This window comes from Streptomyces sp. GL_141 (assembly GCF_057834385.1).
The window spans coordinates 96,522-111,706 of sequence record NZ_JBYQMI010000002.1 but is presented as its reverse complement, the minus strand read 5'-3'; the positions used below and the strand labels follow the sequence as shown (position 1 = coordinate 111,706).

Genomic DNA, 15,185 nt, shown 5'->3' with positions numbered 1-15,185 from the left:
CCACCGTCCGAAGGTCTTCCGGCGATGTCCGAAGAGCTTGAGTGAATGCATTCGCGCAGGTCAGGGAGGGGACAAAAATGGTTCCGGAGAAGTCCTCCGCCGAAGGCGGTGAGACCGGTGGCCAGGGGGCCTGCTTCTCGGCGGAGTTGGGGGCGCTCCACGCCGCCGCCGGCGGCGGCAAGACGTTCACGCTCAAAGACCTTGTGGATCTGGGTGCGCGCCATGGCTTCAAGGTGGCTGACTCGACCCTCAACACCTGGTTCACCGGGCCTTCGGTTCCCACCCGGGAGCGTCACGTCCGCTACGTGCTGAACCTGTTGATCCCCTTCCTGGAAAGCCGGGCGGCCCAGCGCGTCAAGGACCACCGGACAACGGGAACGGACACCTGGGGCGCCCGGCTCTCAGCGGCGCAGGCCATCAGGAAGGGCGGGCAGGGCGGCCGGGGCCTTCGTGTCGGCGCCGCATCGCGCGGCCGCCTGTTCGGCATGCCGTCCCAAGCCCTCCAGGACGTCCTGCCGTACGAGTTCGTCGGCCGCGACGCGGAGCTCGACGAGCTGTCGGCCTTCGCCGCGGCCCCCGACGGCGGCCCCGCGTACGGGTGGTGGCAGGCGGACGCCTGGGCGGGGAAGACCGCCCTGCTCGCCTGGTTCGCCACGCGCCGCCTCCCCGCCGGCGTCGATGCCGTGCACCACTTCATCGCCCGTCGTCTGGGCACCAACCACAGGGAAGACTTCCTCCTGGCGGTCGGCGAGCAGCTCGCTTTGGTGGCCGGACGGAAGCTACGGGCCTCGGAGCGCGGCCGGCCGGAGGCCCTGCTCTCCCTCTGCGAAGAGGCTGCGAAGGCCAGTGCCGGCCGCCACCGGCGCCTGCTGCTGATCGTCGACGGCCTCGACGAGGACGCGGACGCCGCCCCGGGCGGGATGAGCATCGCCGCGCTCCTGCCTAAGGGTCCCCCGTACGGGATGCGCGTCCTCGTGTCCGGGCGCGCCCACCCGCAGGTCCCGCAGGACGTGGCCGAAGGCCACCCGCTACGGGATCCCGCCATCGTGCGCCGTCTGACTGCATCGCCCGCCGCCCACGTCATCCGTGACACGGCCCTGCAGGAGCTGGACGCCCTGCTGGAGGACCGGCTCGTCGGCTCACCGCTCCTCGGCCTGCTCGTCGTCGCGCAAGGCGCCCTCACCGGCGCCGACATGGCCGAGCTGGCCGGGGTCAGGCCGCACGACGTGGGGAAGAGGCTCCGCAGCGTCGTCGGCCGCAACATGGCACCCACCGATACCGATGACCTCCTGCTGGGCGCAGCACCGGCTCAGGACGATGCCACCCGGCAGACGTTCGTCCTGGCACACGAGGAGCTGTACCGGGCCGCCGAGGAAGCCCTCGGCAAGAGGGAACTGGCCGAGCAGGAAGCATGCCTGCACGCCTGGGCCGACGACTACCGTGACCGGGGCTGGCCCGAAGACACCCCGAACTACCTGCTCACCGGGTACGCGCGACTCGTACGGCACGGCGCGGATGCCGACCGGCTCGCAGACCTCGTACTCGACCCGCGGCGTCAGGTACGCCTCGTCCAGCGCTCCGGACCCGACGTGGCTCTCGCCGACCTCGCCCTGGTGAGCGCGCCCGATGCCGCTGCCACGCCAACGGGCCTGGTGACCGCGGCGGGGGTGGCCATGTCGCGGGAATGGCTCCTCCCGCACACCCGGCCCCTGCCCCGATCGGTCGCGCGGACGGTCGCCCGGCTCGGTGACGTACGGCGGGCCAGGGCGCTGGCGGCCACGCCCCCACACGCGTCGGCGAAGGCGCTGCACTTCGCCGACATCGCCCGCGTGCTGGCGGTGACGGGACACAAGGAGGCCGGCGATACGGCGCGGGAAGCGGGGGAGTGGGCGCGTACGGCCCTCCGCGCGGCCGGACCCTTCGGATACGCGGGCGGCGAGACGGGATGGGGGACGGAGGCGGAGGCGGCTGCCGGCCAGGCGGCGCTCGCCCTGATGGCCACGGACCAGGTGGAAGCGGGCCTGGGCTTGCTCCGCGCCACCCGCGGATCGAGCACGACTCGGTACGAGACCTGGGCGGAGGCGGCCCGCATGCTTGCACCGGACCACGCGGAGTCCGCGGCGGCACTGCTGGACGAGCTGGAGGAGGAGGCCGCGGACCTGGCGGCCGGGGAGCCGGGGGACGGGAGTGCCGTAGCCGTTCAGATCTGGGAAACGATCGCGGCCGTGGACTCCGACCGGGCGGACCGGCTCCACGCCCGCATCCTGGAGCACGCCCGCGCGGTGTGGGAGGCGGGCCCGACGCTGGAGAACGTCTCCGTACTGGCCGGCGCGGCCTCGGCATTGGCGTGCGACCGGCCGGAGGAGGCCAGGAGCCTCACGGACCTGGCCCACCGGCACGTCGAAGCGGTGCTCCTCGCCCGCACGGAACCGCTTTCGCCGACGGACGCCTTCCACCTGGAGTTCGGCTTCCGTCACACGCTCGCCCGGCTCGCCCGGGCACTTGCCGACACCGGGATGCCCGAGGACCAGGTCGGCCGCTTTCTGGAGCCGCTGGACCAGTCCCTCCCCGGCGGGCCGGGAGACCGCTCCGAACACGCCGACGGCGCGGACGACGGCGTGGACGACGAGGGAGACGACGGGGTGGACGACGCCGAACGGCTGGCCGGCGAGGCCTTCGAGTTGGCGAAGCTCGGCAACGGCCGCGATGCGAAGAGCCGCCTGGACCAGGCCCTCGCCTTGCTGCCGACGGCAGTTCAGGGCAGCACGGGCCGCATCGCACCCCGGTGGGTCCCCGCCCTGGCGGCAGGACTCGTACGGCTCGATGCCGCAGACGACGTCGAGCCCCTGCTCGCCCCGTGGCAGGACCCGGCCGGCCGGGCACGGGCGTACGCCGCCATGTCCCTGGCCTACGCGGACCTCGACCGCATCGGTGATGCGCGGCGGTACGCGCACCGGTCGGCGGCCCAAGCCGCCGACATGCCTGCCCTCGACGGTGCCTGGGCGTACGTCGCGCAGGCCATGGCCTGCGCGGGGGAGGCGGAAGCCGCGGAAGACCTCCTCCGCCGGCACGCCGTTCCCACGGACCGCAGAAGGAAGGCGGAATGGCGGCGGGCGGACCGGCTGGCCCGCATCGCCGTGGCCGCGGGGCTCGCGGACCGCGAGCCGCAGAGGTCGGGCAAGCTGCTCCTCCCGCTCCTCGAGGACTTGTACGCCGGCATGAGGTCGCCCCAGGGGATGTTCACCCTGCTGGGCCGCTTCGCCGACCTCCTTCCGGCCGTGGCTGCGGTCGATGGCGAGCTCCCGTACGGCCCGCTCCTCCACGAGGTGAAGGACGCGGGTCTCGACTACGCGGACCGGAAGGATCCGAGGACCTGGCAGCCCGAAACGGTCCTGGTCCACGCCCTCTTGCGCATCGGCGCGGACGAGGACACCGGCCGGCAGCTGGACTGGCTGGCCCGCGACCTGGCGAACCGTGGACCCGAGCACTTCCCCACGGCCGCCCTCGCGGTGGTCCACGCGGCGCAGGGCGGCGTCGACACTGCTCGCGGGGTGGCCACGCGGCTCAGAGACCCCCTGCACCGTGCGGCCGCGCTCACCGCGGTGGCGGGCCTCCTCGCCCGCGTTCCGGTCCGCCCGCTCCCCGCGGACGACCCCGCCGCGCCACTGGACTCCTTCACCCGGACCATCGAGCACCTGGCCCTGGATGTCACGCCGGACGTACGGGCCGACGAGCAGGCGGCCAGGCGGTTCCTCCACCTGAGCCTGACCACCGCGGGCTGGTACCACGCCCTGCCGATCCTGGCCCAGGTAGAGCCCGAAGCGGTCGCCCGCGCCAGACACGTCGCAGTCGTCCACTCCCGTGCTGTGGGAGGCGTGGAGCAGGGCGGCGGCATACGCCTCTAACCCCACCCGACACGGAGGTCCGCAGCTGAGCCGAGCCCCTATCCGCAGGGGTGGGGGTGTGGTGACTCGCCCTAACGGGAGGTCATCCCCGCACAAGCAGAGAGGAAGGTGCCGGAAGGTAAGGATGCGAACACCTAAGACGGTTCGATCCCGCGACGGTCGTCGTGTGTGCGCCCGGCAGAATTGTCCCGGGCCCTACTTGTGCCGGTGGTCGTGCCTGGTGGCGGAGGCGGCACGGGTGATCCACTCGCCTCAGGAGTGTGCCCTCGGGCGGGCCGCCGCAGAGAGGCGATGCCCACCTGTGTCGAGGGCCCCGCTGAAAGGTCCTTCGTTGCTGCCGGATGCACAACCCATACCCCTGCCGCCCCCTGCCACTTCCCGGGCCAGGGCCCGGGCCGGGGGACGCCGCAGCGTCGTCCTCACCTGTGTCCTCGCGCTCCTCGCGGGCCTGGCCGCCGTCCTCACCGTCGCGTCGCCGGCCACGGCGCTGCCGAATGAGGAACGGATGGCCAGCTGGAACATGCAGCGCAAGCCGCTCAACTGGGACTACGTCAGGACCCTGGCGCGCGGCAACTCCCTCGTCGCCCTCCAAGAGGTGCCCTTCACCCGGCCGAACGGGGTATACGTGCCGCACCCGCCCGGCGGATTCACCCGGACCGGGCGCACCTGGGGCCTGGGCCCCGGCGTCGTCGAGTTCTCCGGGAACATCAACACCGGCGGGGACGCCGACGGCGTGCGCTATCTGTACCTGCGCGAGAGCGTGAACCTCCCCCTCGCCATCATGTCCGCCCGGCGGGCCGACGAGGTGCTGTCGCTCGGTCACCCCGGAACGGGCCGGGAGCCTCTTGTGGCCCGCTTCGACAGTGCGCGCCGCGCGTACGCGTCCGTCCACTCCTATGCCACGGGCGGGGGCGACGGCGCGGAACTGGTGCGCTACGTGGACGCGTACACCCGGCAGTTCGGCGGGAGAACCTGGAACTGGCACGTCCTGGGGGACTTCAACCGGTCCCCCGAATCCCTCCGGCAGGCCCTGCCGCCGGAGGGGTTCACCGTGGTCAGCCAGAACGAGCAGACCCAGACGCCGGGCGGCGGCATCCTCGACTACATGGTCACCTCCTTGGCGCAGCACACGTACGTGCCGGCCCGTGGGCTGCGGGGGATCAGCGACCAGAGCGACCACTGGGCGGTGACCTTCGCCCCTCCGGGAGCGGACGGCACCAACGAAGGCTTCACCTACCGGATCACCGCGGAGGACGACGGGTTGCGGGAGGCCATTAGCGCACCGCCTGCCGGCAGCGGCCGGGACCGGCCCTTCTCGGCGACCCTGGCGCACGACATGAACCAGATCTGGCAGGCGCAGAGGCCCACCTACCACGAGGACGGCGAGCGGTACTGGCAGCTCAGGAACCTGGCCTCCCCCGCCGGGAGCCCCAAGTGCCTGTCCTGGGAGGAGCAGTACGGCATGGTGCTGGTGCGGGACTGCGAGGCCGAGCCCACCATCAGTCAGCTGTGGCGCCACGACGGTGATCTCCTGCTCAACGTGCAGGGCAGGGCACTCTCCGACTCCGGCCACTTCCACCACCTGGGAGTGATATCGATGCCGACCGGCCCGGACAGCACCATCTCCTGGACGATGGAGCCGGTGGACATGCGGTACTGGGACAACTCCGGTTTTCCCTTCGTCGGCGACGCCCACCCGCTGTTCCTGGTCAACCAGACCACCTATCACTCCATCCGCGACGACGCCGCCACGGACGTGGTCGTGGAGGGGCACCTGCGGGATCACTTGGCGGGCCCCGCGGACGAGCAGTGGATCATCAGGCCTTCCGGTGTCGCGGGCGGCATGCAGGTGGTGAACCGGCAGACCGCCGAATGCCTCACGGCGATGTCCCAGGTGTGGCCGGGTCCGGTCGTGGTGCGCACGATGCCGTGTGCGAGCACGGAGATCCGGCAGGCGTGGGAGTACGTCAACGGCCGGATCGCCAACCTGGTCGGGCGGGTGCTGGGGCATGCCCCCAACACCACGGATCCCACCCACGCGCCGCTGACCACCTCCCTCGACAACACCACCCGGTTCACCCTGATCCACGCCGGCGAGGGCGTGCCCGGTAGCAGCAGGCTGTCGGTCATGCCGCTGGGCGACTCGATCACGCTCGGTGTGGGGAGCAGCGCCCGGACGGGCTACCGGCCCGCCCTGGCGAAGATGCTCGCGGCGGACGCTCCGGACGTGCAGTTCGTCGGTTCGATGCAGGACGCGGACGGCACCCGGCACGAGGGTCACTCCGGTTGGCGCATCGACCAGATCTCGGCGAACATCGAGCACTGGATGGAGCAGGGCAAGCCCAACCTGGTGCTCCTGCACATCGGCACCAACGACATGAACCGTGACTACGAGGTGGCCACCGCGCCCCAGCGTCTGGGCCGGCTCATCGACCAGATCCACGGCTCTTCGCCCAACACGGCGATCGTGGTGGCCTCCCTGGTGCCGGCTGCCGACAGAACGGTGCAGGCCCGGGTGGACGCCTACAACCGGGCCATCCCCGGGATCGTCGCCGACCGGGTGGGGCGCGGTTACCGCATCACCCAGATCAGCATGGACACCCTGACGGCCGCAGACCTCGACGACACTCTCCACCCGAACAACAACGGCTACCTGAAGATGGCCGCCGCCTTCCACGGCGGAGTCGTCACCGCCGCCCAGAACAAGTGGATCGACGAGACCGTCACCGTCAAGCCCGCCCCGCCGGGCACCGGCGGGGCCGCCGCAGCCGGCGACTACCGGGTGGACGTCAACGGCGACGGCCGCTCGGACTACCTGGTGGTGGAGGGCAACGGCGCCGTGCGCGCCTGGACCAACGCCACCGGCGCGGAAGGCAAGGTCAAGTGGTCCGACCAGGGCGTCATCGCCTCCGGCTCCGCCCAGTGGACCGGTGACCAGGTGCGCTTCGCCGACGTGGGCGGCGACGCCCGCGCCGACTACCTCGTACTGAGCCAGAACGGCGCGGTGCGGGCGTTCCTCAACGAGGGCGGCGACGGCAAGGGCGGCTGGAAGGACATCGGCACCATCGCCACCGGGTCCACCTCGTGGAGCGCCACCCAGGTGCGCTTCGCCGACGTCGGCGGCGACACCCGGGCCGACTACCTCGTCCTGGACGCCAACGGTGCGGTGCGGGCCCTGCTCAACACCACGGCCGCCGACGGCAAGATCAAGTGGTCCGATCAGGGCGTCATCGCCACCGGCTCGGCCCGCTGGACCGCCGAGGACATCCGGTTCGCCGACATCGGCGGCGACGGCCGCGCCGATTACCTCGTGGTCGAGGACAACGGCGCCGTCCAGGCGTACGTGAACACCACGGCCGCCGACGGCAAGATCAAGTGGTCCGATCAGGGCGTCATCGCCACCGGCTCCACCGGCTGGTCGGGTGCCCAGGTCCGTTTCGGTGACGTCAGCGGCGACGGTCGGGCCGACTACCTCGTCCTGGCGGACAACGGCGCCCTGACCGCGTACGAGAACGCCATCGGCACCGGAACCACCATCGAGTGGAAGAGCCTCGGAGTCGTCGCGACGGGAACCGGCAGTCCCGGCAGCCGCGTCCGCATCTGAAGGGCCGGCAGGATGAGCGGGGCATCACCGTCCGTGGCGCGAAAGGCTCCGCGGACGGCGGCTGCTCGTCCTGCCGACGGTGCATCACCGTTCACCCGATACCAGGGCAACACGGTTAAAGAAGGGTGGATCAGGTGGTTTCACCGGCAGAAGGTGCCTCTTGCATACTTCTGCCGGATGGTTCCGCCGTTCCGGCCGGACCGCACTGACCAGGGGATTCACGGGCATGGGCACCGGGACAGCGGCCACCGGCGGATTCGGTGAGCGCCTGCACGACCTGCGCACGGGCGCCGGGCTCAGCCAGGAGGAGCTGGCCAGCACCGCCGGCGTGAGCGTACGGGCGCTGTCGAACATGGAACGCGGCCGGTCCCGCGGGCCGCAACGCCGCACCGTGCAGGCTCTGGCCGAGGCACTGCGCCTGGACGCCGCCGGCACTGCGGAACTGGAACGGGCCGCGAGCCTGGGCCGCCCCCGCCCCAGTTCGGCGGCCGGGCGGAGTACGGGGCCGGACGTGAAGCCGTCCCCGCACCACACGCTCGCGCTGCCCCGCGACCTGTACGACTTCACCGCCCGCGGCCCCGCCCTGGCCCGGCTGCTGGCGCTGGCCGAGGACCCTTCTCCTGCCCGACCGCCGGTAGCCGTCGTCTGCGGTCAGCCCGGTCTGGGCAAGACCGCCTTCGCCGTGCACGCCGCCCACGCCCTCGCGCCGTCCTTCCCCGATGGGCAGTTCGCCGTCGACCTGAGCGGCATGGACCCGCAGCCGACCCTCCCGCGTGACGCCCTCGCCCGGCTGCTGCGCGCTCTCGGAGTGGCCGACAGCGCCGTACCGGCCGACACCGACGACCGGTCCGGTCTGCTCCGCTCCATACTCCGTGACCGGCGGGTCCTGCTCCTCCTGGACAACGCGGCGGACGAGGACCAGGTTCGCCCGCTGCTGCCCGGAGACGGCTCCTCGCTCACCCTCGTCACCAGCCGCCACACCCTCGCAGGCCTCGAAGACGTCCACCACACCGAACTGGCACTGCTGCGCCGCGAGGAAGCCGTCGAACTGCTCACCCGCATCATCGGCCCCGAACGGGTCACGCAGGAGAGCCAGGCGGCCCGCGACCTCGCGGAGCTGTGCGGGTACCTCCCCCTGGCCGTACGCATCGTCGGCCAGCGCCTCGCCTCCAGGCCCGGCGAGCGCCTCGCCAAACTCGTCACGCAACTCGCCGAACAGGAAAGCCGCCTGGACACGCTGCGCGCCGGTTCCCTCGAGGTCCGGACCGCCTTCGCCCTGTCCTACCGGCAACTGAGCCCCCGGGCCCGCACCGTCTTCCGCCGCGCCTCACTCGCCGACGGCCCCGACTTCAGCCCCGAGACGGCGGCCCTGCTCGCCGGTCTGCCGGTCCGTCAGGCCGCGCGATGCGCGCAGGACCTCACCGACGCCGGGCTGCTCCAACCGCACCCCAACGCCGACCGGTACCGCTTCCACGACCTCCTCGCGCTGTTCGCCGCCGAACAGCTGGCCGAGGAGGACCAGCCCGCGGACGTCTTCGCGGCCCGGGACCGGGCCGACCGATGGACCCTTCGCCGGGCAACCGCCGCCGCCCTGCGCTTCGACGTCGATCACCAGGGCTCGCCCGACAGCGACCTGGACCCGGACCCGGCCACTGCGCCCGTCGACAACGAGCGGGCCCAGGTCTGGCTGGAGGCCGAGCGGGCCCAGTGGCTCGCGGCCCTTGAGCGGGCGCAGGCGGCCGGCCGCCACCAGGAGGTCATCGACGCCGCCGAGGCGATGCACTGGTTCTCCGACCGCACCCTGCACTGGGAGCTGTGGACGGACGTTTTCGGGCGGGCCGTCGAATCCGCCCGCGCCCTGGGCAGCAGGCGCGACGAGGCCGTCCACCTGAACTACCTCGCCTGGGCCTACAACCAATGCGTCCACGACCACACCGCCGCGCTGACGACCGCACGAGCCGCTCTGGGCGTGGCGCGCGAGGTGGGCGACCAGCTCCAAGTGGGCTGGGCGCTGGGCTACGAGGCCGGAGCGCTCCACCGCCTCGGTCGCACCGAGGAATCCATCGCCCGGCTCCGTGAATCGGCCTCCCACCTTGCCGACCTGACCGATGCACCCGGACGCCTCGCCGAACTCACCATTCTGAACGGGCTGGGACATCAACTGGTCCAGGGCGGCCGCGCAGACGAGGCCCTGACCATCCACCGCCGCAGCGAAACCATCTGCCTCGTCGGCATACCGGGCGCGCCCCGCGAACTGATCGGCCTCTACCTGGCCTCGGCCCGCCAGCACATCGGCAACACGCTGGCGGCCCTGCAGCGGTGGAGCGAGGCGGAGGCCCCCCTGCGCTACGCACTGGCCCACTTCGAGGCGGCACGGATGCCCGCCTGGAGCGAACCCTGCCGGCTCGACCTGGGTCTCGTCCTGCGCCACCTCGCCCGCCACGACGAGGCGCACGAGACGCTGACGGCCGCCCACGACGCCCTGGTCCGCCTGAACAGCCCCCGCCAGATCCAAGCCGCCACCGCACTGGAGGCCCTCCACGGGCCCACCACGTAGGCTCCCGCCCCCGGCACGATCGTTGTCGATGGTGGGGGAGATGAGGGGCGCCCGGCAGAGTCGATGGGCGGGCGGTGCCGTGCCCCTGCCCCACGTGGGGAAAGCGGTTCCCCTGGCGAGGGCGGTTATGAGCCGGTGAGGCGGTCCCGCTCCTTTCGGCGTTTGCTACGGTCGAACAAATGACCATGCGATCGCACTCCCGGACGGAGGGGACACCGTGAATGCAGCTTCTGATGCTGCGGGTTCGGGCGGTGCGGCCGGCGCCGCCGCGGCGGATCTCGCCGTCCAGGGCGACAAGCTCAAGACGCTCGCGGGCGACCTCGACACGATGCAGGAAGTCCTGAAGAAGCAGCTCCTGCGCATGGACGAGATCGTGGACGGCATCGAAGCCGGCTGGCGCGGACCGGCCTCGGAGGCGTACCGGGCCAAGCACCGGGCCGCTGCCGAGGACGCCGCCCGCATCCGGCAGACCATGAAGCTCCTGGCCAGTGCGGTTCGCATGAGCAAGGGCGGGTTCACGGCGCAGGAGCTCGAGATCCTGGACGGTTTCAGGCGCGTCCGGTCCGAGGCGGACATCCAGGCGGAGACCGACGAGCTCTCCACGCCCGGCGCGTTGCCCGCGCCGCAGACAGGACCGGGCAGCCGCCTGGACGCCCTGTAGGACAGGGCCACAGCCACCACACCCGGGGGGACTCATGTCGTCGAGCGACGACTGTATATCGGTCGACTTCGCGACGCTCCAGCGCGCGGCCGGGGACCTCGAGGAGATCCTCAAGACGCTCAACGAACAGCTCGACGCGCTCTACCGGCGCGTCGAGAAGGCCGTTCTGACCTGGGACGGTGAGGCCCGGCAGGCCTTCATCGACCAGCTCGACATCTGGGACCGCTCCGCTCAGGACCTTGCAGCCACCCAGGCCTGGCTGCACGACATCGTCGTCAACGGGCACCTCACCTACGCCTCCGCCCACCGGGCCGTACTGCGCGGCTGGGGAGCCGCCTGATGGCCACCCCTCCCTCTCCCTCCGCCAACGGGGGCTTCGACGTCCAGCCAGTACACGTCCACCACGCGGCCGACCTGGTGAAAGGGGCCCAGTTCGCGCATGCCGAGCGGGCGGCCGTCCTCGTAGACGTCCTGAACAAGTACAACCAGTCCGCCGGGACCGGCCGGGGCGCGGACGCGTTCGCGGACGCCTACGCGGAACTAGCCGCGAAGTTCCTCGAAGCGTGGGGTCGCAGCGTGGTCAGCGCCGGCGGCGCGGCCGTCGGCCTCAACCACACCGCCAACCACTACGTACTCGCCGAATGGGAAGCCGGCGGCCGCAAGGGGGCGACGCCGGCCCACAAGCCCGAGCCGGTGGTCATCAACAAGCCGCCGCGCTACGGACCCGTCAACCCCGTCAAATGGACGGGCACCGGCGAGGACGTCGACTCCTGGTGGATCTCCGGCGTCCTGGGCGAGTTCCCCGACCTCCTCGCGGACGTCATCCGGCCCGCCATCGAACACGGCCTGCGCCTCGGCAAGGTCCACGAGATCACCCCGCGCGTCAAGGTGGACGAGGTCCGGGACATGGCCAAGGCCTGGCGGACGCTCGCGTCGGAGGCCGTGAAGGCTTCGGACGAGTTCAACGACGCCATCTCCGGGATCACCAACCCGAGGGACAGGGGCGACTGGCAGGCGGCGATGCGGACCTTCGGGCAGACCATCTGGGGCACCACGGCGTGGGGCCGGCAACTGGACTCGACCGGGGAACGGAGCCAGACGGGCCGCCAATGGCGGACCACGAAGGACCTCCCGCCGTCGGGACGGCGCCCCATCATCGACGTCCTGAAGGAGACGGCGGACGAGGTCGCGGGCGTCCTGGAGCACCTCTGCGACGTCGGGGAGAAGACCGGCAAGTTCACCAGCCAAGCCGGCATCAACGCGGCCAAAGCCACGGCCTCCGACCTCACCGACCTGAGCGTGATGAACCTGACCAAGCTTGCGGTCGGAGGAATCGTCGGCCGGATCGTGCTCATGTTCCGCAGCCACATGGACAAGCAGGGCTGCAACGCTGTCGTCGAGACCTACCACCAGGAATTCACCGACGCGGGAGTCAAGCTCAAGGCCCTCCTTCCCGAGCTCGACATCGCGGTCCGAAGCGCCCCGACCTACCAGGCGGAGATAGCCCGCGCCCAGGGCTTCGGAGCGCGCTCCCTCAACGAGTTCAAGAAAGAACACCGGTGGCAGATCGGCGGGGAGAGCCCTTCCCCGTACATGTACTCGCTGGACCTGGCGACGAACGAGGGGCTGAACGGCGCCCACACCATCGACAAGCACGTCGGTAAGACCGACGAGCAGCTGCTGCAGCGGATCCGGGACGAGCAGCGCGCAAACGGAAACTTCAACATCCTGTCCGCCTCGTCCTTCTCCGATCTGGAATCGGCGCAGAAATACACTCAGTACTGCATCCGACAGAACACTTCCAAGATCCAGGACTGGCTGGAGAATCCGCCGCCGGACCCGCCCACCCAGGCGTTCTTCGTGTCCAAGGTCCCTGCCGAGGGCCCGCTCACGGCAAACGCCACGACCGGCCGCACCGTCGCGGTCGGCTCCGACGGCAGCACGATCGGAGACGCCCAGGATGCGTACGGAGTGAGGACGCGCCTGAAGTACGACCCCAACCTCAACCCGCCGTTCGTCGTCCTCACATCGACGCCCGAGTAGTGGAACGGATCATGGAACCCCTCACCTCGGAAACCTGGGCGGACGCGCTCGACCTGTACGCGTCGAGCTACACCTTCGTCGCCGTCGGACCCCGCCTCCACACGGAGTGGTGGTTCGACTTCGCCTCGATCGTCCGCCTCGAGGCCCACGACCCGCGCGGGTGGCGGTCGATCGACCCTGACGAGGAGGAGTTCGACCTCCGGGTGGATCCGATCTACCCGTGGCTGCAGCCCCCCGCCACCGCCCAACAGGCCGAGGGTTTCCAAGGACGGGTGAAGGAACTTCCCCGGTCCTCGGTACGGTCACTGGTCGTGCTGCTCGGCATCCTCGGCATGGACGTGGCGAAGGCGCCGAACTGGGAACAACGCCGACCCGGGATGGAGCACCGGGCCGATGTGATCCTGTCGCGCTTCCCGAACGGCACGCGCTTCTATTCGAATCTCGGCTGGAAGGGTGACCATCCGGATTTCTACGAGCAGCCCGTGACGGGGATGGACTCCTTCAGCCAGTACGGCTGGGATGCGGGGCTCATCGCCGTGAACGACGACGAAGTCGGCGTGTTCTGGGCCTTTGAGCCCATCTGATCCGGGCGGAGCGGAAGCTGATGAGGCAAGAAGCGACCAGGGAAGGATGGTCCGACGCGCTCAAGCTGTACGAGTGGCTCTGCACGTTCGTTGCCGTCTCTCCACGTGAGCACGACGAATGGTGGCTCGACGTGGGGGCGATCATGCGTCTGGAGACGCGCGATCCCCGGGGTTGGGAGTCCATCGACCCCTACGAGGGCGAGGATGAGCGGCGGGAAGACCCGCTGTTCCCGTGGTTGGAGACGCCGTCGACCCTTGCTGATGCCGAACGCTTCCGCCCAAGGGTGAGGGAGCTTCCCCGGTCCTCGGTGAGCTCGTTGGTCGTCCTGCTCGGAGTCCTTGGCCTTGATATCGGCAAGACCCCGCGCTGGGAGGAACGGCAGACCGCAGATGGAGCGCCGGGCCGACGTGCTTCTTCCGCGGTTCCCGGACGGCACCCGCTTCTACTCCAACGTCGTCTGGAAGGCGACCGGCCCGATTTCTACGAGCAGGGGGTCCGGGGTCTTGACCCTTTCAGCCACTACGGCTGGGACGCCGGGCTGATCATGGTGAACGACGAGGAAGTCGCCGTGATCTGGAACTTCCTGTCCATCTGACCTGCCCCCGACCTCGCCGACCGGAAGGACGAGTGCTCAGTGCTCACCAGATCCGCCACCTACCCCGACCGGGAAACCGCCCAGTGGGCTACCCAGCAGGTCGTCACCCGCAACGAGCAGGCCGTCCACCGCTGGCTCGCCCAGAACACCCGCCCCCGCCTGACCATCGAAGCCGCGTGGCCCTCGCGTGAGGAACCCGTCGGCCGCGTCCTGCTCCAGGCCATGGCCCTCGCCGGCCGCGGTGCCGTGGACGTACGGGCAGCACGGGTGGTGCTCCGTCGGGATCCCACGAGCCCGCTGGGCTTCGCCGTGCACGCCACCTTTCCGGTCTACCTGTAGAGGCACTGCCACCCATGTCCATGAAGCCCCTGGAGTTCGACCGCCGTTACGGCGAGCTCGACCAGGTGATCAGCGCGTACGCCGGCCTGACGGCTGACGACACTGCCGAGCGGCCCGGGCGGGCCCTCAACGCCTACCTGCGCCACACCTGGCACACCCGCCCCTGGGCCCTGTCGGTGGCCGAGCAGCAGCTACGCACCTACGCCCAGAACCCGCCCGGCCGACTGCGACAGCGTCTCGGCGAGTTCTACCCAGTACCCGACATCGGCCTGCCCGAGAACGAAATCCAGCAGTGGCTGCTGCTGGCCGCCGACCACATCAAGCGCAGCGTCGAGGAGGGCCTGGTCCCACCCCCGTCCGCGGTACCCGAAACGCACTGGGAGTGGCACGCGCGCTTCCCCGAGCTCGGCCAGTTCCTGGGCGGCTGGTTCTCGCAGGACATGCCCGAGGACCTCGAGGACCACGAGGCCGCGGTCCTCGACTACGCGGCTTCGGCCGCCCCGACCGTCGTGGCGCGACTGGTAGGTGAGGTGCGCGAGCTGCTCGCCCTCGGCCTGGAGGAGGCCGACTACGCGGTCGGCGTCGCCGAGCTGGGCATGGAGATCGACCCGCCGGCCCCTTACACGGCGGGCGCTTGGCTAGCCGTGGTGGCCGATCGTCTGTCGGGGCCCCGGGCGGAGTACACGTGATTCTGCCCGGGTGACATCCCGTCGCCCGCGGCGGGGCGGGGCGGCCGGCTGCACGAACCTAACGGCGCAGTTGCAGAGCGGTGACTGGATTTCGGTGTGGGTGGCTAGCGAGCTCCCTGCCAGGGGGACCGCTGGCTTCCCACACACCGACGCCAGCGGCAGGACTTCGCAGGAGTGGCGGCCGCGCTCACCGCGAACGACCCCGCA

General features: G+C 70.9%; 9 protein-coding genes and 1 pseudogene. All 10 read left to right on the top strand.

Annotated elements, in window-relative coordinates; all coding sequences use genetic code 11:
- Nucleotides 1–77: 77 nt before the first annotated feature.
- On the top strand, nucleotides 78–3,905 hold the full coding sequence (locus tag AC3IX6_RS39710) for a hypothetical protein (RefSeq protein WP_489371758.1): 3,828 nt from the start codon (nucleotides 78–80) through the stop codon (nucleotides 3,903–3,905).
- A gap of 505 nt (nucleotides 3,906–4,410) precedes the next feature.
- Nucleotides 4,411–7,509, top strand: a complete 3,099-nt coding sequence (locus AC3IX6_RS39705; RefSeq protein WP_489371757.1) for an FG-GAP-like repeat-containing protein — start codon at nucleotides 4,411–4,413, stop codon at nucleotides 7,507–7,509.
- A gap of 226 nt (nucleotides 7,510–7,735) precedes the next feature.
- On the top strand, nucleotides 7,736–10,066 hold the full coding sequence (locus AC3IX6_RS39700; protein WP_489371756.1) for a helix-turn-helix domain-containing protein: 2,331 nt from the start codon (nucleotides 7,736–7,738) through the stop codon (nucleotides 10,064–10,066).
- A 217-nt stretch (nucleotides 10,067–10,283) separates the two neighbouring features.
- Nucleotides 10,284–10,727: a WXG100 family type VII secretion target gene (locus tag AC3IX6_RS39695; protein ID WP_489371755.1), complete on the top strand. Its 444-nt coding sequence runs from the start codon at nucleotides 10,284–10,286 to the stop codon at nucleotides 10,725–10,727.
- Nucleotides 10,728–10,761: 34 nt separating this feature from the next.
- A complete protein-coding gene (locus tag AC3IX6_RS39690; protein ID WP_489371754.1) occupies nucleotides 10,762–11,067 on the top strand; it encodes a WXG100 family type VII secretion target in 306 nt (101 codons plus the stop codon).
- The gene (locus AC3IX6_RS39685) at nucleotides 11,067–12,770 is read left to right on the top strand and encodes an RNase A-like domain-containing protein (protein ID WP_489371753.1); all 1,704 of its coding nucleotides are present in this window, start codon (nucleotides 11,067–11,069) and stop codon (nucleotides 12,768–12,770) included. Before AC3IX6_RS39690 ends, AC3IX6_RS39685 begins: the two co-directional genes overlap by 1 nt.
- 11 nt (nucleotides 12,771–12,781) lie before the next feature.
- Nucleotides 12,782–13,354 (top strand): hypothetical protein, encoded by a 573-nt coding sequence (locus AC3IX6_RS39680; protein WP_489371752.1) that lies wholly within the window; start codon nucleotides 12,782–12,784, stop codon nucleotides 13,352–13,354.
- A gap of 20 nt (nucleotides 13,355–13,374) precedes the next feature.
- Entirely contained in the window at nucleotides 13,375–13,950 is a 576-nt protein-coding gene (locus tag AC3IX6_RS39675; RefSeq protein ID WP_489371751.1) for a hypothetical protein, read from the top strand.
- Between the two features lie 24 nt (nucleotides 13,951–13,974).
- Nucleotides 13,975–14,289 (top strand): annotated as a pseudogene (locus tag AC3IX6_RS39670) (RNase A-like domain-containing protein); the annotation flags it as partial.
- 14 nt (nucleotides 14,290–14,303) lie between these two features.
- Nucleotides 14,304–14,978, top strand: a complete 675-nt coding sequence (locus AC3IX6_RS39665) for a contact-dependent growth inhibition system immunity protein (protein WP_489371750.1) — start codon at nucleotides 14,304–14,306, stop codon at nucleotides 14,976–14,978.
- Nucleotides 14,979–15,185 lie beyond the last annotated feature (207 nt).

Coding starts and splice junctions, on each gene's coding strand:
- AC3IX6_RS39710 (WP_489371758.1), top strand. CDS start 78: ATGGTTCCGGAGAAGTCCTCCGCCGAAGGCGGTGAGACCGGTGGCCAG.
- AC3IX6_RS39690 (WP_489371754.1), top strand. CDS start 10,762: ATGTCGTCGAGCGACGACTGTATATCGGTCGACTTCGCGACGCTCCAG.
- AC3IX6_RS39665 (WP_489371750.1), top strand. CDS start 14,304: ATGTCCATGAAGCCCCTGGAGTTCGACCGCCGTTACGGCGAGCTCGAC.
- AC3IX6_RS39675 (WP_489371751.1), top strand. CDS start 13,375: ATGAGGCAAGAAGCGACCAGGGAAGGATGGTCCGACGCGCTCAAGCTG.
- AC3IX6_RS39680 (WP_489371752.1), top strand. CDS start 12,782: ATGGAACCCCTCACCTCGGAAACCTGGGCGGACGCGCTCGACCTGTAC.
- AC3IX6_RS39685 (WP_489371753.1), top strand. CDS start 11,067: ATGGCCACCCCTCCCTCTCCCTCCGCCAACGGGGGCTTCGACGTCCAG.
- AC3IX6_RS39700 (WP_489371756.1), top strand. CDS start 7,736: ATGGGCACCGGGACAGCGGCCACCGGCGGATTCGGTGAGCGCCTGCAC.
- AC3IX6_RS39705 (WP_489371757.1), top strand. CDS start 4,411: ATGGCCAGCTGGAACATGCAGCGCAAGCCGCTCAACTGGGACTACGTC.